22 protein-coding genes are annotated in these 24,048 nt (G+C 30.0%); 13 read left to right on the plus strand and 9 right to left on the minus strand.

Annotated elements, in window-relative coordinates:
- Positions 1-412: 412 nt before the first annotated feature.
- The 7 genes from gyrA to dnaA all read right to left on the minus strand — a co-directional run bounded on the left by gyrA (position 413) and on the right by dnaA (position 9,656).
- A complete protein-coding gene (gene gyrA / locus B3040_RS02515) occupies positions 413-3,010 on the minus strand; it encodes a DNA gyrase subunit A (protein ID WP_291569867.1) in 2,598 nt (865 codons plus the stop codon).
- Between the two features lie 30 nt (positions 3,011-3,040).
- Complete coding sequence (gyrB, locus tag B3040_RS02520; protein ID WP_291569869.1) at positions 3,041-4,948, minus strand: DNA topoisomerase (ATP-hydrolyzing) subunit B; 1,908 nt, start codon at positions 4,946-4,948, stop codon at positions 3,041-3,043.
- Positions 4,949-5,137: 189 nt separating this feature from the next.
- Complete coding sequence (gene remB, locus B3040_RS02525; protein ID WP_017415162.1) at positions 5,138-5,401, minus strand: extracellular matrix regulator RemB; 264 nt, start codon at positions 5,399-5,401, stop codon at positions 5,138-5,140.
- 16 nt (positions 5,402-5,417) lie between these two features.
- A complete protein-coding gene (gene recF / locus B3040_RS02530) occupies positions 5,418-6,509 on the minus strand; it encodes a DNA replication/repair protein RecF (protein ID WP_291569874.1) in 1,092 nt (363 codons plus the stop codon).
- A gap of 202 nt (positions 6,510-6,711) precedes the next feature.
- The gene (gene yaaA, locus B3040_RS02535; protein WP_291569876.1) at positions 6,712-6,918 is read right to left on the minus strand and encodes a S4 domain-containing protein YaaA; all 207 of its coding nucleotides are present in this window, start codon (positions 6,916-6,918) and stop codon (positions 6,712-6,714) included.
- Between the two features lie 11 nt (positions 6,919-6,929).
- On the minus strand, positions 6,930-8,036 hold the full coding sequence (dnaN, locus tag B3040_RS02540) for a DNA polymerase III subunit beta (protein WP_291569879.1): 1,107 nt from the start codon (positions 8,034-8,036) through the stop codon (positions 6,930-6,932).
- Positions 8,037-8,306: 270 nt separating this feature from the next.
- Positions 8,307-9,656, minus strand: a complete 1,350-nt coding sequence (dnaA, locus tag B3040_RS02545) for a chromosomal replication initiator protein DnaA (RefSeq protein ID WP_291569880.1) — start codon at positions 9,654-9,656, stop codon at positions 8,307-8,309.
- A gap of 580 nt (positions 9,657-10,236) precedes the next feature.
- Between dnaA and rpmH the strand changes: the two genes are divergently transcribed.
- The 13 genes from rpmH to B3040_RS02610 all read left to right on the plus strand — a co-directional run bounded on the left by rpmH (position 10,237) and on the right by B3040_RS02610 (position 21,301).
- On the plus strand, positions 10,237-10,371 hold the full coding sequence (gene rpmH / locus B3040_RS02550; protein ID WP_017415157.1) for a 50S ribosomal protein L34: 135 nt from the start codon (positions 10,237-10,239) through the stop codon (positions 10,369-10,371).
- Positions 10,372-10,438: 67 nt separating this feature from the next.
- Positions 10,439-10,798, plus strand: a complete 360-nt coding sequence (gene rnpA, locus B3040_RS02555) for a ribonuclease P protein component (RefSeq protein WP_291569882.1) — start codon at positions 10,439-10,441, stop codon at positions 10,796-10,798.
- Positions 10,767-10,979, plus strand: a complete 213-nt coding sequence (gene yidD, locus B3040_RS02560) for a membrane protein insertion efficiency factor YidD (RefSeq protein ID WP_017415155.1) — start codon at positions 10,767-10,769, stop codon at positions 10,977-10,979. Before rnpA ends, yidD begins: the two co-directional genes overlap by 32 nt.
- Positions 10,980-11,000: 21 nt before the next feature.
- Positions 11,001-11,660, plus strand: coding sequence for a membrane protein insertase YidC (yidC, locus tag B3040_RS02565; protein ID WP_291569884.1), 660 nt, complete (start codon positions 11,001-11,003; stop codon positions 11,658-11,660).
- A gap of 41 nt (positions 11,661-11,701) precedes the next feature.
- Positions 11,702-12,328 carry an RNA-binding cell elongation regulator Jag/EloR gene (jag, locus tag B3040_RS02570; protein WP_291569886.1) on the plus strand — a complete coding sequence of 209 codons (627 nt, stop codon included), beginning with the start codon at positions 11,702-11,704 and terminating at the stop codon, positions 12,326-12,328.
- Positions 12,329-12,893: 565 nt separating this feature from the next.
- Complete coding sequence (gene mnmE, locus B3040_RS02575; protein WP_291569889.1) at positions 12,894-14,270, plus strand: tRNA uridine-5-carboxymethylaminomethyl(34) synthesis GTPase MnmE; 1,377 nt, start codon at positions 12,894-12,896, stop codon at positions 14,268-14,270.
- Positions 14,271-14,278: 8 nt separating this feature from the next.
- Positions 14,279-16,183, plus strand: coding sequence for a tRNA uridine-5-carboxymethylaminomethyl(34) synthesis enzyme MnmG (gene mnmG, locus B3040_RS02580; RefSeq protein ID WP_291569892.1), 1,905 nt, complete (start codon positions 14,279-14,281; stop codon positions 16,181-16,183).
- A gap of 18 nt (positions 16,184-16,201) precedes the next feature.
- Entirely contained in the window at positions 16,202-16,921 is a 720-nt protein-coding gene (rsmG, locus tag B3040_RS02585) for a 16S rRNA (guanine(527)-N(7))-methyltransferase RsmG (protein WP_291569894.1), read from the plus strand.
- Positions 16,922-17,019: 98 nt separating this feature from the next.
- Positions 17,020-17,799, plus strand: a complete 780-nt coding sequence (gene noc / locus B3040_RS02590; protein ID WP_017415149.1) for a nucleoid occlusion protein — start codon at positions 17,020-17,022, stop codon at positions 17,797-17,799.
- 370 nt (positions 17,800-18,169) lie between these two features.
- Positions 18,170-18,940: a ParA family protein gene (locus B3040_RS02595; protein WP_291569898.1), complete on the plus strand. Its 771-nt coding sequence runs from the start codon at positions 18,170-18,172 to the stop codon at positions 18,938-18,940.
- Between the two features lies 1 nt (position 18,941).
- The gene (locus B3040_RS02600) at positions 18,942-19,793 is read left to right on the plus strand and encodes a ParB/RepB/Spo0J family partition protein (protein WP_291569900.1); all 852 of its coding nucleotides are present in this window, start codon (positions 18,942-18,944) and stop codon (positions 19,791-19,793) included.
- 43 nt (positions 19,794-19,836) lie between these two features.
- Complete coding sequence (locus B3040_RS02605; protein ID WP_291569902.1) at positions 19,837-20,337, plus strand: DUF4446 family protein; 501 nt, start codon at positions 19,837-19,839, stop codon at positions 20,335-20,337.
- A 661-nt stretch (positions 20,338-20,998) separates the two neighbouring features.
- Positions 20,999-21,301: a YkuS family protein gene (locus B3040_RS02610; protein WP_291569904.1), complete on the plus strand. Its 303-nt coding sequence runs from the start codon at positions 20,999-21,001 to the stop codon at positions 21,299-21,301.
- Positions 21,302-21,882: 581 nt separating this feature from the next.
- Here the strand turns inward: B3040_RS02610 and yyaC are convergent.
- Together yyaC and B3040_RS02620 are read right to left on the minus strand one after the other, a co-directional pair.
- Entirely contained in the window at positions 21,883-22,497 is a 615-nt protein-coding gene (gene yyaC, locus B3040_RS02615; protein WP_291569906.1) for a spore protease YyaC, read from the minus strand.
- Positions 22,498-22,603: 106 nt separating this feature from the next.
- Entirely contained in the window at positions 22,604-23,776 is a 1,173-nt protein-coding gene (locus B3040_RS02620) for an aminotransferase class V-fold PLP-dependent enzyme (protein ID WP_291569908.1), read from the minus strand.
- Positions 23,777-24,048: the final 272 nt, after the last annotated feature.

Consider the following 24,048-nt stretch of genomic DNA (forward strand, 5'->3'; position numbering starts at 1 on the left):
TAATTTTCAAAGACCAATTTTACGCTACACTGTAGCGTTGTCACCATCTGGCGACTTATATATCTTATCATCATTTAAAACCTTTGTCAACACTTTTTTATTTTTAATATTTCTATCAATAATTTAAAAGTTATTATAAGTTTTAAGTGTTTTTCGTCCGTTCTTAAGGACAAGACATATCTTATCATAATTAATACCCTAAGTGCTGGTATAATGTTTCTTGTAGCTTAAATACCATTATAATATCTATAAATTTCTTTAAAATCCTCTTTATTTCAACTATTGATACACTTGGAAGTGTTTAGCTTGATATTTTTGTGTTTATATAAAAATAGAGACTAAAATAGATCTTATTCTATCTTAGTCTCTTGAATTTATAAGCTGTTATTCATTTTAAATATTATACTTTGTACTATATTTCATCTTCTAAATCTTTTACTTCTTCTTCAATATCATCTAGATCCTCTGCTAAATAATCCTCTGTAACATCTTCACCTTCAAATTCTTCACCATTATCTAGTTCTAATGCCACATCTGATTTATCTTCTAAATTATTTTTAGATTCTTCTAGTTCTATTTCTTCATCTTTTGCATCAGTATAATTAATCTTAGCTATAGCAACTATATTTACATCCTCACCAGTTTTCATTAGAGTAACTCCCATAGCATTTCTACTAGTTGTAGATATGTCACTTACATTAATTCTAATAATTATTCCATCACTGTTTATAAGCATCATTTCATCTAAGTCTCTAACTACTCTGGCTCCAACAAGTCTACCAGTTTTTTCAGTAACTTTATAAGTTTTAAGTCCCTTTCCACCTCTTCTTTGTAGAGTGTACTCAGAAATATCAGTTCTCTTTCCAAAACCTTTTTCACTAATTACTAATAGTTCTTCATTAGGTTTTGCAATAATCATAGAAACTGCAATATCATCTTCTCTTAAGGTAATGGCTTTAACGCCTGTTGCCGTCCTGCCCATTTCCCTAACATCTTTTTCGTTAAAGCGTATAGAATATCCACATTTAGTTACGAATACTATTTCACTATTTCCTGTAGTAATTCTTACACCAATAAGCTCGTCATTTTCCCTAAGGTTTATCGCATTTAATCCATTTTTTCTTATATGTTCATACTTATCAAGAGAAGTCTTTTTAACAACCCCCTCTTTAGTACCCATTACAAGATAATTATCTTTATCAAAGGTTCTTAAAGATATAACTGCTTGAATAGATTCTCCTGCTTCTAAAGGAAGTATATTAACTATATTAGTTCCCTTAGATGTTCTACTACCCTCTGGAATTTCATAAGCTTTAAGCTTATAAGATTTACCTCTATTAGTGAAGAATAGAATACTATTTAAAGTCGGAGTTATTAATACATGTTCAACAAAGTCATTTTCCTTTGCATTAATACCTTGTATTCCTCTTCCTCCTCTTTTTTGTGCATTATAAGTATCTGCTGGTAATCTCTTGATATATCCAGTGTGAGTTAATGTAATAACTACATCTTCCTCATCTATTAGGTCTTCATCTTCTAAGCTATTTAAGCTTTTCTCAATAACTGTTCTTCTTTCATCACCATACCTAGTTTTTACTTCTATTAATTCATCTTTGATGATTCCTAAAAGAATTTCCTCATTTTCAAGAATTGATCTTAGATACTTTATAGTCTCTAAAATATCTGCATATTCTTGCTCTATTTTATCTCTCTCTAAACCAGTTAATCTTTGAAGTCTCATTTCAAGGATTGCTTGAGATTGTCTTTCAGAAAGGTTGAACTTACTCATTAATCCTTCCTTAGCTTCTTGAGTTGTTTTTGAGCCTCTAATTAAAGCTATAACTTCATCGATATGATCTAGTGCTATTTTCAAACCTTCTAAGATATGAGCTCTTGCCTCTGCTTTATCTAATTCAAATATAGTCCTTCTTCTTACAACATCTTTCTGATGATTTAAGTAATGAACTAGCATTTGTTTTAAGTTTAAAACTTGAGGTTCATTATCCACTAATGCAAGCATAATAACACCAAAAGTATCCTGCATTTTTGTATGCTTATACAATCTATTTAGGGTTATATTTGCATTGGCATCTCTCTTAAGCTCTATGACAATTCTCATACCTTCTCTATCAGATTCATCTCTAAGGTCTGAGATTCCATCAATTTTCTTATCTTTAACTAATTCTGCAATGTGCTCTATTAGATTTGCCTTATTAACTTGATAAGGAATTTCAGAAACTATTATTCTGTTTCTTCCGTTATGTTCTTCAATTTCACACTTAGATCTTACAAGGATTTTTCCTCTCCCTGTTTCATAAGCACTTTTTATTCCTCCCCTACCTAGGATTATACCTGCTGTAGGAAAATCTGGTCCCTTTATTTTAGTCATTAAATCACTTACTGTTACATCACTGTTTTCTATAAGCATTATTACTCCATCTATAACTTCACCTAAGTTATGTGGAGGAATATTTGTTGCCATACCAACAGCTATTCCTGATGAACCATTAACTAAAAGGTTTGGAAATCTTGATGGTAGCACTAACGGCTCTTTTTCCTCTCCATCAAAGTTTGGCCCGAAATCTACAGTCTCTTTATTGATGTCACGAAGCATTTGAGTTGTGATTTTACTCATTTTTGCCTCTGTGTATCTCATAGCTGCTGCAGAGTCTCCATCAACAGAACCAAAGTTACCATGGCCATCTACTAGTGTATATCTTATAGAGAAATCCTGTGCCATTCTAACAAGAGCATCGTATACTGAACTATCACCATGTGGGTGATACTTACCTAAAACGTCTCCGACGATTCTGGCACATTTTCTATAGCTTTTTTCTGGTGTTATTCCAAGTTCATGCATGGAAAACAATATTCTTCTATGAACAGGTTTTAAACCATCTCTAACGTCTGGTAAAGCACGACCTACTATAACACTCATAGCATAGTCTATATAAGATTTTTTCATTTCATGTCTTATATCAACGGGTAATACCCTATGTTCATTATTCATGTACTACACCCTCACTTTATTTCCTAAAGGTTAAATATCTAAATTCACAACCTTTTTAGCATTTTCTTGTATAAATTCTCTACGGGGTTCAACTTTATCTCCCATTAGTATCGTAAATATCTCATCTGCAGCCATAGCATCTTCTACAGTAACTTGAAGCAATGTTCTAACCTCTGGATTCATTGTAGTATCCCAAAGCTGAGTTGCATTCATTTCTCCAAGACCTTTATATCTTTGAATATCAGTATTACTATCCTTACCACCTAGTTCAATAAGTAACTTATCTAATTCTGAGTCACTATAGGTATAATAGTCCTTTTTCGCCTTTGTTACTTTATATAACGGTGGCTGTGCAATAAACACATGACCTTGTTCTACTAGCTCCCTCATATAACGATAAAAGAAAGTTAGTAGTAGGGTCCTAATATGAGCTCCATCTACATCCGCGTCTGTCATTATAATAATTCTGTTATATCTTAGTTTTGATACATCAAATTCTTTACCTATTCCCGCTCCAAAAGCTGTAATCATAGACCTTATAGTCTCTGAATTTAAAATTTTATCCAGCCTTTGCTTTTCAATATTCATGATTTTTCCTCTTAAAGGAAGTATAGCTTGAAACTTTCTATCCCTTCCTTGCTTTGCAGAACCTCCCGCAGAGTCTCCCTCAACAATGTAAATTTCACATTCCTCTGGATCCTTTGATGAGCAATCTGCAAGTTTACCTGGAAGTGTAGTGCTTTCAAGAACTGACTTTCTTCTTGTAAGCTCACGAGCTTTCTTAGCAGCTTCTCTTGCTCTTGCTGCATTTAATCCCTTTTCAATAATACTTTTACCTACAGCTGGGTTTTCTTCCAAGAATGCGCTTACAGTGTCTGCAACTATAGTCTCTACTATACCCCTAACTTCACTATTTCCTAGTTTAGTCTTTGTCTGTCCTTCAAATTGTGGTTCCGTTAATTTTACTGAAATTACAGCTGTCAATCCTTCTCTAACATCTTCACCAGATAGATTCTTATCGCTTTCTTTTAAGAATCCAAACTTTTTAGCATAGTCATTTAGAACTCTAGTTAAAGCCGTTTTAAATCCAACTAGGTGAGTTCCACCTTCTACTGTGTCTATATTGTTTGCAAAGGAAAATAAATTTTCAATGTAAGTATCATTGTACTGTAGAGCAATTTCTACTGAAGTAGAATCTTTTATTCCTTCTACGTACACTGGTTCACTATGAACTTTTCCTTTGTTCCTGTTTAGGTACTCAACAAAAGATTTTATTCCACCCTCATAATGAAAGTTTTGTTTTTTATCATTTCGTTCATCACTTATATTGATTTTAATTCCCTTATTTAAAAAAGCAAGTTCTCTTAATCTTTGAGATAAAGTATCATAGTCATATTCTATTTCCTCAAAAATTTCTGGATCTGGTTTGAAATGTGTGGTTGTTCCATGTTCTTCAGTATCTCCAAGGCATTCAAAAGGAGAAATAGTTTTTCCCCTTGAAAAGGCCTGTTTCCAAATATGACCTTCCCTTTTAACAATAACCTCACATAAATCAGATAGTGCATTTACAACAGATGCACCTACTCCATGAAGTCCCCCAGATACCTTGTATCCTCCACCACCAAATTTTCCTCCAGCATGAAGAACTGTCATTATAACTTCGATAGTAGGAATATTCATTTTAGGATGTATTCCTACTGGCATTCCTCTTCCATTATCGCTTACTGTAATTGAGTTATCTTCATGTATTACAACATCTATTTGGTCACAGAACCCTTGTAAGGCTTCATCTATACTATTATCAACTATTTCATATACTAGGTGATGAAGTCCTCTTAGGCTGGTGCTACCAATATACATCCCTGGCCTTTTTCTTACCGCCTCAAGACCTTCAAGCACCTGTATCTGACTCTCATCATAAACTTCTTTATTACTCATTGCTATCCTCCTAACTTAAACTAAGGTACCTAAAATAACACCTGAAGTATTCAATAGATATTTTGCATTAACAAAATTAATTGTTCTGTAAGTAAATAATCCTATTTAGTAGTTGTACTACTAGTTAGTCCTGTTAACCTAGTTTAATGCCAAAATACTCTATAATCTTACTAGTTATTTTAAAGATACCTAAAGCTCACAATATGCAATATCTGTTCTTTTGCTTAAAGTAGTTGAAGAGATTGGTGAAAGATATATTTTACTCTTTTTATCAACCTCTGCTATTACGAAGGATTTAGGTTTATCCTTTGTGATTCTCTCCACAAACCCATCTTCTTCTGCCATTCTTAAAAACTGACTTGTATCTGGACTATACATAGTGGCTTCTATATCAAAAATTCCTATAACATCTTTAACAGGAACCACTACATTTTCACCTAAATGCAGAAACATTGTAACCCTCCTTAGTTTATCCTTCTTCTATGGTACCATTATTAACTTTAAATATCTTAAATACTTCACTCTTTAAATTTCCCTTAATATCATTAAAGCCCGTACAGGTAATTAAAGTCTGTACATTTTTAATTGAACTTAATATATATTCTTGCCTTTTTGTATCAAGTTCAGACAATACATCATCTAAAAGAAGAAGAGGATATTCACCAGTGAGCTCCTTAATAATATAAAGTGACGCAAACTTAATTGAAAGCACAGAGGTTCTTTGCTGTCCCTGAGAACCAAATATCTTTACATCCATTCCATTTATAAAAATAGATAAATCGTCTCTATGTGGACCCACAGAAGTAACTTTTCTTTCAATATCTCTTTTTCTATTATTAACTAATGAGCTATAAATTTCACCTTTAACATCTTCCACTAACTTTAAAGCTGTTATATATTTAAATTCTATACTCTCTTTATTTTGAGTAATCTCCTTATGTATGCCACTTCCATGGTGATTTAGCATTTTAATATAGCTTAATCGCTCTCTAACTATATAAGCACCTAACTCAGAAAGTTGAACATCATATATGTCTAGCATGTCTGGATTGCTATTATACCTTTTAAGTACCATATTTCTCTCATTAAGAACTTTTTTATACATAGATAAACTATAATAATACCTTGAATTTAACTTACAGAGCTCTATATCCAAAAATTTTCTTCTATGGGAAGGTGAATCTTTTATTATACTTAAATCCTCTGGGGAGAACATAACCACATTTAACACTCCAACTAGTTCTTGAAGCTTAGTTATTTTAATTGAATTTATATTAATCCCCTTTTTTCCCTCTTTGAAAATTTTAATTTGAATTTTTTTATCTAGTCTCTCTTTGGCTATATATGTTTTAATATACGCCTCTTCTTCATTCCATTTTATAAGCTCTTTATCTTTATTTGTTCTATGAGACTTTCCAATACTTGTGTAATAAAGTGCTTCTAAGATATTTGTTTTTCCTTGAGCATTATCTCCTACAAATACATTTGTTCCATTACAAAATTCAAGATTTAATTCTTTATAATTTCTAAAATTTATCAAATTCAAATATTTAACATACATAAAAACACCTATTAAAATTATATCATAATATATTAGTCAAGTGTGCAAATTTGTGGAAAATAACTATATTTAGCTACATGTACTATTTTACTACAACAAATTTAAGTTTCAAATTATTTATATTATATTCATTTAATTTCTTAAAAATCCTAAAGTACAATGAAATTTAAAAGAGGCTGTTACCTTGCAGCCCCTTTAATTCTTATTTTACTTTATAGGTTTCACCTTGAAATTCTATTTCATCACCTTTATATAACTTTTTTCCCCTTTGAGTCTCAGTGTTACCATTTACTTTAACATCACCATTTTGTATATAAAATTTAGCTTCCGATCCTAAAGTGGCAGCTCCTGTAAACTTCAAAAAAGAATCTAGTTTTATAAATTCAGTTTTTATTTCAACCTCTACCATGTAATCACATCCTAATTATTATTTAAAAGCCTTACTGGTAACAATAAATAAGTGCTATTATCTTCATTTTTATTTTTAACAACGCAAGGAGTTACGGGAGATGTAAGTTCCATTATAATCTCGTCTTCTTCCATAATTTTAAATACATCAATAAGGTATTTCGAGTTAAATGCAATTTTTATTCCCTCACCTTGCAAGTTTATACTTACCTCTTCTCTTGCTTTTCCCAATTGAGAATTAGAAGTAACAACCATTACATCATCTTCAATATCTAACTTTACAAGATTTGTGTTTCCATCCTTAGCCATTAGGGATGCTCTTTCAACACAGCTTAGTATATCTTCTCTTCTCACTGCTAATCTGAGTTTATACTCTTGAGGAATAATTGAGCTATATTTAATGAATTCTCCTTCTAAAAGTCTAGAAATAACTTTAGTATTCCCAAAGTTGAATAAGATTTGATTACTAGTAAAGGTAATTTGAACCTCATCATCACTATCATTTAGTATTTTAGAGATTTCATTTAAGGTTTTTCCTGGAATAACAGCCTCTCTATTGTTATCACAATCTATGCTTTCGCTTCTAAAAGCTACTCTATATCCATCAAGAGCAACTAAATTTAATCTCTTTTCTTTTATTTCAAACAAGACTCCTGTAAGTATCGGCCTAGTATCATCCTGAGAAATAGCAAAAATAGTTGATTTTATCATATTCTTTAGGTTTCTTTGAGATATTGATAACACTACATCCTCATCAACTACTGGTAAATTTGGATATTCATCTGCATTCATATGTATTAGTTGAACAGTAGATTTTTGGCAAATAATTTCAATATTATTATTTTCTATTGAAGTAACTTCTATTGGAGCATTAGGTAGTTTTCTAACTATTTCTCCAAAAAGTCTAGAATCTAGGACAATTTCTCCTTCTTCTATAATATTTGCCTCTATTTTCGTTTCAATACTCACATCTATATCTGAACCTATTAGTGTAAGTGTATTATTTTTTGCTGAAATGTAAATACCTTGAAGTATAGGCATTGTAGACTTTCCAGTAATTGATTTTTGTACAGTGGATATTGCATCTTGTAATAAACTCTTTTCAGTAATAAATTTCATAAAAAAGATCCTCCTTTATACACATGAAAAAATTCTTAAAGATAGACTAGATAATAATAAAAAAATAGTAGTAATAGTAGTAGGGGCTGTGGGTTTGTGGATAAGTGCCTCAACCCAATACAAACACACAAAATTAGTATAAAAATAATTGTGGATAAATTCCTATGCAAAATTTACATTTATCCACAATGCTAACAAGACATATATATTAACTTTTTTATTAACAGTGCTAATTTATAAATGTATCAACAGTTGTTAATTAAAGCATTTTTATTTTTGACTAATTTTTTTAGTAAGCTCTGCTACAGTAGCTTGAAGGCTGTCGTCCTTCTTTAGGCTTTGAGAGATTTTCTCATAAGCGTGGATTACTGTAGTGTGATCTCTTCCACCAAATTCTTCACCAATCTTAGGCAAAGAGGTATCTGTAAGCTTTCTTGATAAGTACATGGCAATTTGCCTTGGAAAAGCTACATTTCTAGTTCTTCTTGAAGATTTAAAGTCATCTATTTTTAGTCCATAATAAGATGAAACTATATCTTGAATTAGTTCTATTGTAATTTGTTTTGCGTTTTTATTGGAAATAATATCTTTAAGTGCTTCAGAGGCTAACTCTACACTTATTTCCTTATTAGTTAGTGAAGAATAAGCAACTATTCTTATTAATGCACCTTCTAATTCTCTAATATTAGACTTTATATGAGTTGCAATATAAACCATTACTTCATTTGGTACATTAAGATTTTCTACATCGGCTTTTTTCTTTAGTATTGCAATTCTAGTCTCAAAATCTGGTGCTTGTATATCAGCAATAAGTCCCCATTCAAATCTTGAACGCAGCCTGTCCTCTAATGTATGAATTTCTTTTGGGGGTCTGTCACTTGATAGAATTATTTGCTTACTTGCCTCATGTAAAGTATTAAAAGTATGGAAAAACTCCTCTTGAGTACGCTCTTTCCCAGCAATAAATTGAACATCATCTATTAATAGTACATCTACATTTCTGTACTTACTTCTAAACTCTTCATTTTTATCGTCTTTTATAGAGTTAATAAGCTCATTTGTAAATTTTTCTGAGGATACGTAAACAACTTTAGATTTTGGATTTATGTTCTGAATATAATGTCCTATGGCATGCATTAAGTGAGTCTTTCCAAGTCCAACTCCCCCATAAATAAATAAAGGATTATAGGCCTTGGCTGGAGATTCAGCAACGGCAAGGGATGCAGCATGAGCAAATCGATTGCTATTACCGATGACGAAGGAATCAAAAGTATACTTTGGATTTAGTGTAGCAGACATTTCATCATTAACTACTAATGTAGGTTTTGATTCATGTGGCTTTTTATTAGGCTCCAATTCAACAGCTTCTTCTGATAAAATGAAAAACTCAATATTGTAAGATTTATTGAATACTGCTTGTATAGAATTCTTTATTAAGTCTTTATATCTATTTTCAAGTATATCTTTTGTAAAGTTGTTAGGAACACCTAATTTTATAGTAGTATCACTTATTGCTACTGGCTCGATGCTTTTTATCCAAGTATTAAAACTTACTTCGGTAAGCTCGCCCTTAAGTGTATTTAAGGTTTTGTCCCATATTTCTCTTACCTGGGTGTTCATTTCACATCCTCCCGTTCTATGAAAAAAATTATTTAAATAAGTAGAAAAAAATATTAACATAAAACTAACAACAAATAAACAATAATATCAACAAATTTATGACACATTTAGAGTTGTTGACAAATGGCAAAAAAATTATTCACATGTTTATAATTTTATGGATAACTATAATTGCAAAAAGTTATTAACATATGTACTAATAATTATTACTAACATTATTAAGTTGCATAAAATCAAGGATTTTAGTCCATAATATCTTAATGAAAATGAGTAATATACAACAAAGAAACAAGTTATACACAGAATTATCAACAAGCTGTGCATAACTTTTTATAGTATAAGTTATTAACAGTTATGATTACATGATATCAAAACTTAAAAAGCTATTCAAGAAGTTATCCACAAAAAATCATATAACTTATATATTTTATCAACAAATTTATGTAAAAACTAACAATTATTTGTCACAACAGGTGTCTTGACATTAACAAACCTTGACTATATAATCTAATAGTAAAACGATAAAATAGTAATAACAAATTGCTATAAATATAGGAAAAAACAGAAGGGGGTGGAGCACATGTTTATGACATACCAACCTAAAAAGAAACAAAGAAAAAAAGAACATGGATTTAGAAAGAGAATGAGCACTAAGTCTGGAAGAAACGTTCTTAAAAGAAGAAGACTTAAAGGAAGAAAAAGATTGACAGCATAAGGGCCGCAGATGTGGCCTTTTTCTGCAACTTAAAAAGTTACCTTAAGAAAGTAGGACGCAACTTAAAATGAAAGAAGATAGATTAAGAAAAAATCCTGAATTTAGATTAGTATATAGACGAGGTAAGTCTTTTTCAAATGCTCTATTAGTACTATACATTTTTAGAAATAACAAGAATATAAATAGAGTAGGAATTTCCGTAAGTAAAAAAGTAGGTAAAAGTGTAGTAAGAAGCAGAGTGAAAAGGTTAATAAGTGAAAGTTTCAGATTAAATAAACAAGGATTGAGACAAGGATATGATCTAGTTTTTGTTGCAAGAACTGCTTCTAATAGTAAAGGTTATAAAGAAATAGAAAGTTCAGTAAGGGACTTATTGAGGAAATCAGGTCTTAATAATGTTGAAAAAAATATTACTAAAAGTAATTAAAATTTATAGAAAGTACATATCGCCACTGAAAGCACCTTGTTGCATTTATGTGCCTACTTGTTCTGAGTATGCAGTAGAAGCAATAGAAAAATATGGAGCTATAAAAGGTGGTTTTATGGCAATGAAAAGAATTTTAAGATGCCATCCATATCACAAGGGTGGTTATGACCCAGTAAAATAAAATATTAGGAGGGTTTTAATTTTGACAAATTTCTTATCTGGTATTTTCATACAATTTTTTAATGCCATTCATAAATTAATTGAAGGCATTATAGCAAATCCAGACATTTCCTTTGGTGTGACTATAATAGTGTTTACTATTATCATAAGAGTATTATTATTACCATTAAGTTTAAAACAAACTAAATCCACAGTAAAGATGAGTGCTATTCAGCCAGAAGTAAAGAAAATTCAAGAAAAATATAAGAAGGATCCTCAAAAAGCACAACAAGAGGTTATGAAAATTTATAAAGAAAATGATGTAAGTCCAATGGGTGGATGTCTACCTATGCTTATTCAATTTCCAATATTAATTGCCCTTTTTTATGTATTTCAACATATCGACTATCAAGGAGCAGGATTTTTATGGCTTACTGATTTAACAAAATCAGATCCGTTATATATATTACCAATACTTTCAGGGATAACTACCTATTTTTCTACAAGATCAATGCAGGGTAGTGCAGATGAGGCTGCTGCTAAGCAAGCTTCAACAATGAATATAGGTATGTCTATATTCTTCACATTTATGTCCTTTAAGTTTGCTGGAGCATTAGTACTTTATTGGGTTGTTAATAATGGAATTCAATTACTACAAAATTTATTGTTAAAAAAAGAATATAAAAAACCAGAAGTATTATAATTTATAGCCTATTTAAATAGTGGAAAGGCGGTGCCTAGGGTATGAAAACTATAGAAAGCATGGGGAAAACTACTGAAGATGCTATTAAAAATGCATTATCAGAGTTAAAGGTTACTGAAGATAAAGTTACTATTGAGATTTTAGAAGAAGGTAGCAAAGGATTTTTAAATATAATTGGTGTTAAACCAGCTAAAGTTAGAGTCACTGTTAAGAGAGATTATATTTCTGAAGCTCATAATTTTTTAAGAGAAGTTTTAAATTCTATGAAGATTAAGGCCGAAATAAAGGTCAAAGAAGAAAACAATGATATAAAAATTAACTTAGTTGGTCCTAATATGGGGATTTTAATAGGCTATAGAGGAGAAACACTAGATTCTCTTCAATATTTAGTAAGTTTGGTTGTAAATAAAGACCATAACATTGAATATAAGAGAGTAATTCTAGATACAGAGAATTATAGATTCAATAGACAAGAAACTTTAAAGAAACTTGCATCTAAAATGGCATATAAGGTTAGAGTTGGAGGAAAAACTTTAAAATTAGAGCCTATGAATCCATATGAAAGAAGAGTAATACATTCTACATTGCAGAATGACCCTTATGTTAAAACATATAGTGAGGGTGACGAACCTTATAGAAGAGTTGTTATTGAATTAAAGAAAGCCTAAAGGCTTTCTTTTTATTATGTTTGGATAATAAAAGTAATAAGTTAAGAAAATTTGGGTTAATTATGGGTTATTACCTATGAAAGAATGCAATAAATTAATGACATAGTTAAAAGGATAATTTATAATAAGTTTTGTATAAAGCAAACTAGCAATGAATATGCATATTGCTAGTTTAATTTATATTTTTATAAGGAACTTATAGGATATAAGTGGAAATAAGGGACAAAATATGAATAGCTAGTATTTAAGTGTGTAGTAGGTTTTAAATATAGATAAAATGAAAGATAAATAGTAGCTATGTAGTTCACTTAGATGTAAAAAATATAAGGATATATTTATATAAATATATAAATAAACAAAGATATAAAAATATCAATATATCTTTATAAGAATATATAGTGTTTATGCACATTATAGCCTATTGATAAGATGTCCGTATATGAAAATAAGGGAGTGATTAATGCTTAAATTAATTAGCATAATTATTTTAACTTAATCTTATGGACTTAAGCAATAAAGAGATATAACTACAGTATAGATATTTTCACAAATAGGAGTGATAACAATGAAGGATTTTGATACTATTGCGGCTATAGCAACTAGCTTAGGAGAAGGTGGCATTGCTATTATTAGGGTATCAGGAGATAAGGCATTATCAATTGTTTCAAAGATTTTTAGAGGAAAAAATAATAAAAGTATTGAACATATTAAAACTTATACAATGAGATATGGATATATTGTCGATGAAAACAATGAACATATCGATGAGGTTATAGTATCCTTTATGAAAGGTCCAAGAAGTTTTACAGCAGAGGATACAATTGAAATTAACTGCCATGGTGGAGTAGTAGCTACAAATAAGATTTTAGAACAAGTAATTAAAAATGGAGCTAGATTAGCAGAGCCAGGAGAATTTACTAAGAGAGCATTTTTAAATGGAAGAATAGATTTATCTCAAGCAGAGGCTGTTATTGATATTATCAGAGCTAAAACAGATCTTAGTATGAAATCAGCACTTATACAAAGTGAGGGTGGAGTATCCAAGGAAATTAGAAGGCTTAGGGAAACGTTACTTTCCACCATAGCTCATATTGAAGCTACTGTAGACTACCCAGAGGATGACTTAGAAGAAGTTACTGCAGAAATGGCTGCTAATCAATTATCAGAAATTAAGAGTGAAATAGAAGAGCTTATTCACACCTCAGAAGAAGGTAAGATACTAAGAGAAGGATTAAGTACAGTAATAGTTGGAAAGCCTAATGTAGGTAAATCTTCCTTATTAAATGCTCTAACAAAAGAGAATAGAGCTATAGTAACAGATGTTCCAGGTACTACAAGAGATGTAATCGAAGAATACATAAACATTTCTGGAGTTCCAATAAAAATAATTGATACTGCAGGTATTAGGGAAACAGAAGATGTAGTAGAAAAAATTGGGGTTGAAAAATCAAAAGAAAAAATAGATGAAGCTGATTTAATACTTCTAATATTAGATACTAGTAGGCAGTTAGATGAAGAAGATAAGGAAATAATGGGATATATTAAAGATAAAAAATATATAGTGTTATTAAATAAATCTGATTTGGATGGTAAAATAAATAAAGAAGAGTTAAGTGTTCTTAACCCTAAATATATGATTAATATTTCAGCTAAAACTGGAGAAGGAATTAAGGAAGTAAAAGCTGCAATTAAAGAATTATTTTTTAAAGGTGAAATAAACGCAAACAATATTATTATAACTAATACCCGTCATAAAGAAGCTTTATTTAGAGCTAATGAAAGTATAGCTAGTGCTATAGAGGTTTTAAATAATACTTTTGCCATAGACTTAGCTTCTATAGATATTAGAAATGCTTGGTCTTATTTGGGTGAAATAACTGGAGATTCTCTTGAGGAGAATATAATAGATAAAATATTTAAAGAATTTTGTTTAGGAAAGTAGGTGACTCTATGAAGTATTTTGCTGGAGATTACGATGTAGTTGTAATTGGAGCAGGTCATGCAGGATGTGAAGCTGCTCTGGCTACTGCTAGAATGAACTGTAAAACTCTAATGTGTACTTTAAATTTAGATAGTGTAGCGTTTATGCCATGTAACCCTAATATCGGGGGAACAGCTAAGGGCCATTTAGTTAGGGAAATAGATGCATTAGGTGGGGAGATGGGCATTAATATTGACCAAACTTACATTCAATCGAGAATGCTAAACACCTCAAAGGGACCAGCAGTACATTCTTTAAGAGCTCAAGCTGATAAAAAGAGGTATTCTGAAAGAATGAAGCATGTGATTGAAAAAGAGCCTAATTTATATTTAAAACAGCTTGAAGTTGTAAGCATAGATGTAGAAGACAATAAAGTTAAAGGTGTTCTCACTAGGCATGGAGCTTATTTTAATTGTAAGGCAGTAATTTTAACCAGTGGTACATATTTAAAGTCTCAGGTTATTATTGGAGAAATAACTTTAAATGAAGGACCTAGCGGATTATTTCCTGCAAATGAGCTTTCAAGTTCCTTAGAGGACTTAGGAATTTCTTTAAGAAGATTTAAAACAGGAACACCAGCTAGGATTAATAGAAGATCAGTGGATTTTTCAAAGATGGAGGAGCAAAGAGGTGATGAAAAAGTAGTACCTTTTTCCTTTATTAGTGAGAATATTGATAGACCTCAAGTATCATGTTATTTAACTTACACTAATGAAAATACTCATGAGGTTATAATGAAAAATATCCATCGATCTCCTTTATATAATGGTTCTATAAAAAGTACAGGACCAAGATATTGTCCTTCCATAGAGGATAAAGTAATGAGATTTAGGGATAAGGAAAGACATCAGTTATTTGTTGAGCCAGAAGGAGAGTATACTGAAGAATTATATCTTCAGGGAATGAGTAGTTCTCTTCCAGAAGATGTTCAAATTGAGATGCTTAAAACAATTCCTGGCCTTGAAAATGTAGAGATGATGAGAACAGCTTATGCTATAGAGTACGACTGTATTGATCCAACTCAATTAAAACTATCCTTAGAATTTAAACATATTGAAGGTTTCTTTTCAGCAGGTCAGGTAAATGGAAGTTCAGGATATGAAGAAGCTGCTGGACAAGGAATATTAGCTGGAATAAATGCGGCTCTTAAACTTCAGAATAAAGAACCTTTAATTTTAAGTAGATCTGATGCATATATTGGTGTTTTAGTTGATGATTTGGTTACTAAAGGCACTAATGAGCCTTATAGAATGATGACCTCCCGATCAGAGTATAGATTGCTTTTAAGACAGGATAATGCTGATTTAAGATTAACTGAGGTTGGATATGAGGTTGGACTTGTTACAGAGGAAAGATATAAGAGATTTATAGAGAAGAAGGAAGCAATAGATAAAGAACTTAGCAGAATAAAAGCTCTACAAATAACAAACAAAAAAGAAGTAAATGAATTTTTAGAAAGCAAGGGTTCTGTGGCACTAAGAAAACCAATAAGCCTATATGAACTTATTAAGCGTTCAGAGTTAGATTATTATAGTGTAGCAGATTTAGACCCAGAGAGAAGAGAACTTAATGATTCAGTAAAAGAGCAAGTTAATATAACATCAAAATACGAGGGTTATATAACAAAACAGCTTGAACAAATTAATCAATTTAAAAAGTATGAGGAAAAAATCATACCTGAAGACTTAGACTATAATCAGATTAAAGGTTTAAGAATAGAAGCAATCCAAAAACTACATAATATTAGACCAATTAGTATAGGGCAAGCATCTAGAATTTCAGGGGTTTCTCCTGCAGATATTTCGGTTCTTCTTATATACTTAGAGCAAAGAAATAGAATTATTAATGAGAATAATAAAGAGAAGAGTGAGTAGGCCGCTTTGGAGGTATTTATGAAGTATTATGATATTTTAAATGAAGCTAGTAATAATGAGGGATTAGAGCTTAATGAAGATAAATACAATAAGTTTATCAAATATAAAGAGCTTATTAAAGAATGGAACGAGAAAATTAATTTAACAGCTATTACAGAAGATGATGAAATAATTCAAAAACATTTTATTGACTCAATTAAGGTTTTTAAGTGTGAAGAGCTTAAGAATGCAAAGAAAATTATCGATATAGGAACTGGAGGGGGATTTCCGGGAATACCTATGAAGATAATTAATCCAGCTTCTAAAATTGTACTTTTGGATTCATTAAATAAAAGAATAAACTTCTTAAATGAAGTTATTAGAGAATTAGGTCTAGAAAATATAGATACCATACATGGCAGAGCAGAAGACTTTGCACAAGAAATAAAATATAGAGAAAAATTTGATGCGGCAGTTTCTCGTGCGGTAGCAAATTTAGCAGTACTTAGTGAATTCTGCTTACCTTATGTAAAGGTTGGAGGATATTTTGTGGCCTTGAAGGGTCCAGCTATAGATGAAGAGATGAAGGACGCGAAAAATGCTATAAAGTTACTAGGTGGAGAAGTAGAAAGAATTCTAAAAGTGGATATTGAAGGAAGTGACTTAAATCACAATTTAGTCGTAATTAAGAAGATTAAGGATACTCCTAAGAAATATCCGCGAAAAGCTGGAATGGTAACTAAAAATCCTCTAAAATAATGTAAAATAATATTTGTTAAATTATAAGAAAAAAGAAGGGATTTTGAAGTTTATATAGAATTGTAAATATAAGGAAATATACAGAGGGATGGTACATTATGGAAAAAAATGTTAATTTTATATCTACAGAGTTAATAGCTCCAAATACTTATCAACCTAGAAAAGTATTTAATGACAACACTATAGAGGAACTTGCTCAATCCATTAAGGTTTATGGTATAATTCAACCACTTACAGTTAGAAAACTTGATGAGAATAATTATGAGCTTGTAGCAGGAGAAAGGAGACTTAGAGCGGCAAAACTTGCTGGTTTATCTGAAGTTCCTGCAATAATTGTAGATATAAGTGATAAGGATTCAGCTGCCATTGCACTTTTAGAAAATTTACAAAGAGAAGATTTAAATTTTTATGAGGAAGCCTTAGCTTATTATAATTTAATTCAAGATCATTCTTATACTCAAGAGCAATTAGCTCAAACTATTGGAAAAAAGCAATCTACTATTGCTAATAAGTTAAGAATTTTAAAATTACAACCCGATATAACAAATACAATAATTGAAAATAAACTAACTGAGCGTCATGCAAGAGCATTATTAAAGTTACCTACAGTAGAACTACAAAAAGAGGTACTAGAAAAGGTAATTGAAAGGTCTTTAAATGTAAAAAACACTGAAGACTTAATTGAAAAAGAACTTTTAAAGCTAGCTAATGGAGAAGTGGCTGCAGATGGAAAAAAAAGAATAAAAGGAATTTTCAATGCAGCAATATATGTAAATACTGTAAAACAAGTGTTCGATAAATATGGAATTGATGCTAAATATAGATCAAAAGAATTAGAAGATAGTATTGAAGTTACTATTACAATTCAAAAAAAATAAGGAAAAGACATATGTTTCATGTGAAACATATGTCTTTTATTATCTTTTAAAATAAATTTTTGTAATATTATATAATAAGTACTTTAATAAATTTTATTAAAAAGATATAATAATTAATATAAACTATAATTATATTAATTTTAGTAGTAAAAGAGGGCATCCATTAACCCTTTTTATATTTTAGATACTAACTTAAGGATGAACAGTTTATACAATTCAAATTAATATAAACTATATATGAAAGTTGCAGTAGTAGTTTTATATAATAATATCTAAAGCAACTTATATTAAGTAGAATGTAAAAAGCTATATACTTAGCATAATACTAAGCATTCTATAAAAGTTTAAAATATGATTGGGGGTTAGGGTTGTGAAGGTAATATGCGTTTTTAATCAAAAAGGAGGAGTAGGTAAAACTACTACCAATATTAATTTATGTTCATATCTTGCTATGAATGGATATAGGGTTTTGGCTATTGACATTGACCCTCAAGGGAACACTACTAGTGGGTTAGGATTCGATAAAAGAACCTTAGATTCATCTATGTATGATGTGCTCACATCGGATACACCGCTAAAGGAAGTCATAAGAAAATGCGAGGTTGTAGAGAACTTTTATATAGCACCCTCAACCATGCAACTTGCAGCGGCAGAAGTAGAATTAATAAATACTAAAAACAGAGAAACAATTTTTAAAAGAAAGTTAGAAGAGCTTGGTGAGGAATATGATTATATATTTATAGATTGCCCTCCATCATTAGGTATACTAACTATTAATGCATTAACAGCGGCTCATTCTGTTCTTATACCAATTCAGTGTGAATTTTATGCACTTGAAGGAGTAAGTCAGTTAGTTAATACCGTACAGCTTATTAAGAAGTCTTTAAACAAATCCTTGGAAATTGAAGGAGTTGTAATGAGCATGTACGATGCAAGAACAAAGCTTTCTAATGAAGTGGTAAATGAAGTGAAAAAGTACTTTAAAGAAAAGGTATATGATACTACTATCCCTAGAAATATTAGGTTAGCAGAGTCTCCAAGTTTCGGGCTTCCAATAATGCTTTATGATGATAAGTGTAAAGGCGCTGAAGCTTTTGAGGAACTTGCAAATGAATTTTTGAAAAGACAAGGGGGAAAGTAATATGATGAAGAAGTCTGCTTTAGGCAAAGGATTAGCATCTTTAATACCTGAAGACAACCTTGATAATGAAAATAGTAATGCAGTGCTAAACATTTCAATTAACTCAATAAGACCAAATGAAAACCAGCCAAGAAAGTACTTTGATCCAGAAAAAATAATGGAGCTTGCGGAATCAATCAAGGAACACGGAATAATTCAGCCGATTGTTCTAAAGAAGGATGGAGATATATATACTATTATTGCAGGTGAGAGAAGATGGAGAGCTGCAAAGTCTATTGGGCTAAAGGAAGTTCCCGTTGTTATTATGGATTTATCTGACAAGCAAGTGCTGGAAGTTTCTCTTATTGAAAATATAATTAGGGAAGATTTAAATCCTATTGAAGAAGCATTAGCCTACAAAAAATTAATTAAGGACTTTGATTTAACTCAAGAGGAAATTAGTAAAAAGGTTTCGAAATCCCGAAGTGCTATAGCAAACTGTATGAGATTGCTAAATTTAGATAAGAGAGTTCAAGATTACTTAATTGATGGAGTAATATCTGAGGGACATGGCAGAGCTATACTTGGTGTGGAAGATAACAATACTCAGTATGAAATTGCTCAAAAAGTAATTGATGAAGATCTAAATGTTAGGCAAACTGAAAGATTAATAAAAGTTTATGGGAATAATAAAACGAAAAATGAAAAGAAAACCACATTAAATCCCTATCACAAAGATATTACAAGTAAATTAGAAGGATATTTTAACACTAAAGTTGTATTAAATGAAAAGAATAATAATAAAGGTAAAATTGAGATAGAATATTATTCTGAAGATGATTTGCAAAGAATATTAGAATTACTAAAGCTGTAATGTTTCACATGAAACAAAAGATAGGAAGGATGAGAAATAAATAATGGACAATATATTAACCTTTATTAATGAGTTTCAAATATACATAACAATTGCATTATGTGCATTGGTTTTTGTTTTAATTATAATAGTAATTATATGTTTAACAGCCTTAAATAAGGTAGAGCGAAAATATAAAAAGCTTATGAGGGGAACTAATAGCAAGAACTTAGAGGAATTATTAATTAACTATTTAGACAAAGTTGATGAAGTAAAGACTGTTTCAGATCAGGTAAAGGCTGTTTGTGATGAAACTGCAAGGGTAACAACAAATTGTATTCAAAAAGTTTCTATGATAAGATATAAGGCTTTTGAGGATATTGGAAGTGATTTAAGCTATTCTATAGCTTTGCTTGATGGAAACAACAATGGTGTTCTTATAACAAGTATTTATGGAAGAAATGAAAGCACCACTTATGCTAAGCCGGTAGATAAAGGAATTTCTAGATATGATTTGTCTGAAGAAGAGGAAAAAGTTTTACATCAGGCAATTAATACAAGGTAGAAATTGAATTATGAAATTATTTACTATTCATTTAAGTAAATTCATTGGTAAGTCATAATAAAGATATTATAAAATATTAATAAGAGTTTATAAGATAAAACTCCTATCAGTTTAAATGATAGGAGTTTTGCTTTAGAATTTTGCAGTATAAAGAGAGTAATTTCAATAGAATTAATAAAATACCTATTACTATATGCTAAATAAATAGTTGATTAGTTAGTATTATATAGACACTGCATGAAAAGTTAAAATATTTTTACTCTCAAACATTGCAAATACTGAACTTCATCAAGAACTATGTTATGGACTATCTATAGGTAGAAAAGTTTAAAGCTTATATAACTTTAAGTATAGAAAGCTCTTGAAATTAAGAGCAACTTAGATGTTTATAGTACATTCAGGTTAAAAGGAATTAAATGTTCCTTATGGTTATATTTTTGGAGAAGCCACTTGTTATAAGATAGATTAAAAGTTAAGATAGTTTCTCTATAGATTTATAAGGTAAAAGTGTGGTTTTTACTACTTAAAAGCCTTTAAGTAGCTAAAGCGAGTAATTTATGAGTTAAGTGTTGAATTTGGCTTTTTATAAATCAAAAGGAAGTATATAAGGGATTAAATAACTATATTTATGTTAATACTGAGTATTAAGGAGGTCATAAATATGAAAATTGCGGTTTCACGAGAATATAATAATATTGCAAATGAGTTATCTAAAAGAGGATATGATGTACATTTGGAAAGTGAAGAGTGTGGGAACTACGATGTTATTATCTGCGATTTAAAGAATGATGACTTAATTAAGTATAACTTTGGAAGTACATATAAAAAGGATGGTACTTTAATTATTGATAAAGGCAGTAAATCAACTAATGAAATAGAAAATATAATTAAGATGAGAGAGTATAATTTTAAAGATGTAAGTGTTCAAGAAGAAAATGCAATATATACATCACGAGAGCTATAGTGTTTCATGTGAAACATTTAAGAATTTTGTAGTATTTTAAAAAATAATATATTATTTATTGTTAAAAGAATTAATGTCATAGATTTAATATGAAAGCTTAATAATTAGTAATAGCCCTCTTCTAAAGTTAAACTTTAGAAGAGGGCTATTTTAAGTTTAAAAGTCATTCTATAAATATTTTTAAGGTATTATTGTTACCAGAAGTGAGATCTTTAATATATAAATTGTAATATTATTTCTACATCATAAAATAATTATAGGTAACTTATATTAAAGAAATGCAAAATACAATTAGATATATATAAAATAAATTTATTGTATTCTAAATATAAGATTTCTCTTCTAATTTAAGAAGAGAAAAAATATAGAAATATTGTCATTTCAGTGACTTACCTAAGCTATGGCAAAGTTACTACACTTGATATGTTGTTATTAAATAAACAATTGCATTGAAAAGTATCTTATTTAGAAAAATACATAGGTTTCATATAATAAATTTATAATTTTATAATATACACTGATATAATAGTTAAATAAATTTAGTTTTTATAAAACTAAGTAAAAGTAGAAGGCATAATAACCTAGCTTTCTAAGTTACTAACTAAATCAGTAACTACATCTTTAGATAAATGGACGGAAGATTTCTTTCCACCGATAGTTTTTAATATAGTATGATAAATTCCAGTTGATATAGCTTCAGCAAGCTTCATAACAACGTAAAGTCTAGTATTTTGAAGTACCATGAATTCTAGTGACCCAGATATGTTAACAATTCCAGTTATACTTAAGTCACCTACCTTAGGTAGATCCTTATTTAAAGCAGCGCCAGGACTTAATGGTTTTGATTCTATAACAACTTTTCCTACATTTTGCAGAGCACCTAGGGAAGCATCAATTGCAATTACAAAGGGATCTGTATGTTTTTTATAAATATTATCTATTATATCTATTATATTTTTAGCATGAACAGGATTTTCTAAATTTCCATAAATGTGAATTTTATCTCTTACTAAGAATTTCAATTTATCACCTACTAGGGGACCTAAACTATCACCAGTGGATCTATCAGTTCCTATACATAAGATTACTATGTCTTTATTTAATTTAATTATAGGTAGTAACTCTTTGGATAAAGCTTCTCTAATGTTATAAGCACAATCATGAGATAAAGAATCAAAAGTTAGTTTATTAATCATAAATGAACCCCTCCTATATGAAATTATTGACACAGAAGAGGGGTTGTATACTTTTTAATATAAAATTTTTAAAAACACTTAAATTAACTTAGATATAATTTAAAAGTTATAGAGTATTAATTATCTTGTTAATAGAAGAAAGAGCATACTCTACATCCTTTAAATCATTAAAGTAACCAAAACTAAAACGTAGAGCTCCATTTGGATAGGTACCGATGGCTTTATGAGCTAAAGGGGCACAGTGGAGGCCAGTTCTTGTAGTTATGCCATACTGTGAATCCAAATAAAATCCAAGTTCGCTATTATCAATTTTACTTGAGTTTATAGATATAGTAGAAGTCCTATGAGAGATTCCTTCAGAATTATAAATATCTTTATGGCCATAAACATGGATTGTAGGGATACTTAAAGCACCTTGTATAAACTGCTTAGTTAGGTAATCTTCATGTTCTTTTATTGTAGTTAGGCCTTCAGAATTAATAAACTTAATTCCTTCTAATAATCCTGCAATTGCAGGCCCATTCATTGTACCACTTTCAAACTTATCTGGTAAGAAATTTGGCTGAAATATATCTGAGGAAACACTTCCAGTACCACCTTCGATAAGTGAAGTACAAATCTCATTAAACTCATCACTTATTAAAAAACCACCTATACCCTGTGGCCCAAACATACTTTTATGACCAGTAAATGCAAGTGCACTACAATTAAGTTCATGGAAATCTAAATCTAGAACTCCAGCAGTTTGAGCACTATCGATAATTAAATGAATTCCTCTTTCTTTGCATATTTTTCCTATTTCTTTTAAAGGTTGTATAGTACCAGTAACATTAGAGCCATGAGATAGTATTACTAGTTTTGAGTTTGATTTAATTTTTTCCTTAAACTCATCGATGCTAATTTCGCCGAGATTATTAGAATTTAAAATATCTAGCTCAATAGTTCCAGAGTTAGCTAGGTTATGTAGAGTTCTTAAAGTACTATTATGATCCATAACGGAAGTAATAACGTGCCAGCCAGGCTTAACAGATCCCTTTATAAGCATATTTAAGGAATAAGTTATGTTAGGCGTGAAAATTAAGTTTTCAACTTTTTCAAAGTGAAAAAAGTTTGCTAAAGTATTTCTAGCTTCAAAAATTACTTTATTACCCTTAAGGGATGAACTAGAGGCTCCTCTACCAGGATTTGAACCTATATTTGTCATATAGTTCATCATAGCATTATATACAGAAGTTGGTTTAGGAAAGGTTGTAGCAGCATTATCTAAATATATTTGCATAAAAGTAAGTCCTCCTTATTATGTTTAATCAAGTTAATAGATTAAATAAATAGATATAAATTATCTATTTATAATCCAAATAGTTATTATTGAATACCTTTGATATAATTAAATAATACACTAATAGAAATAAAATATATATGTATTAGTATAAGTATTAAAAAATAAAATTTCGCTTTTTAAATTTAATACGTTAACAATTTAAAGTGGTGATTTAAGTAATTCAAAAGTATTAGTTTAACATAAGTTTTTTAGTTAATGGTTAGAGAATT

The sequence above is a fragment of the Clostridium sp. UBA4548 genome, from assembly GCF_002387895.1.
GTDB lineage: Bacteria > Bacillota > Clostridia > Clostridiales > Clostridiaceae > Clostridium_J.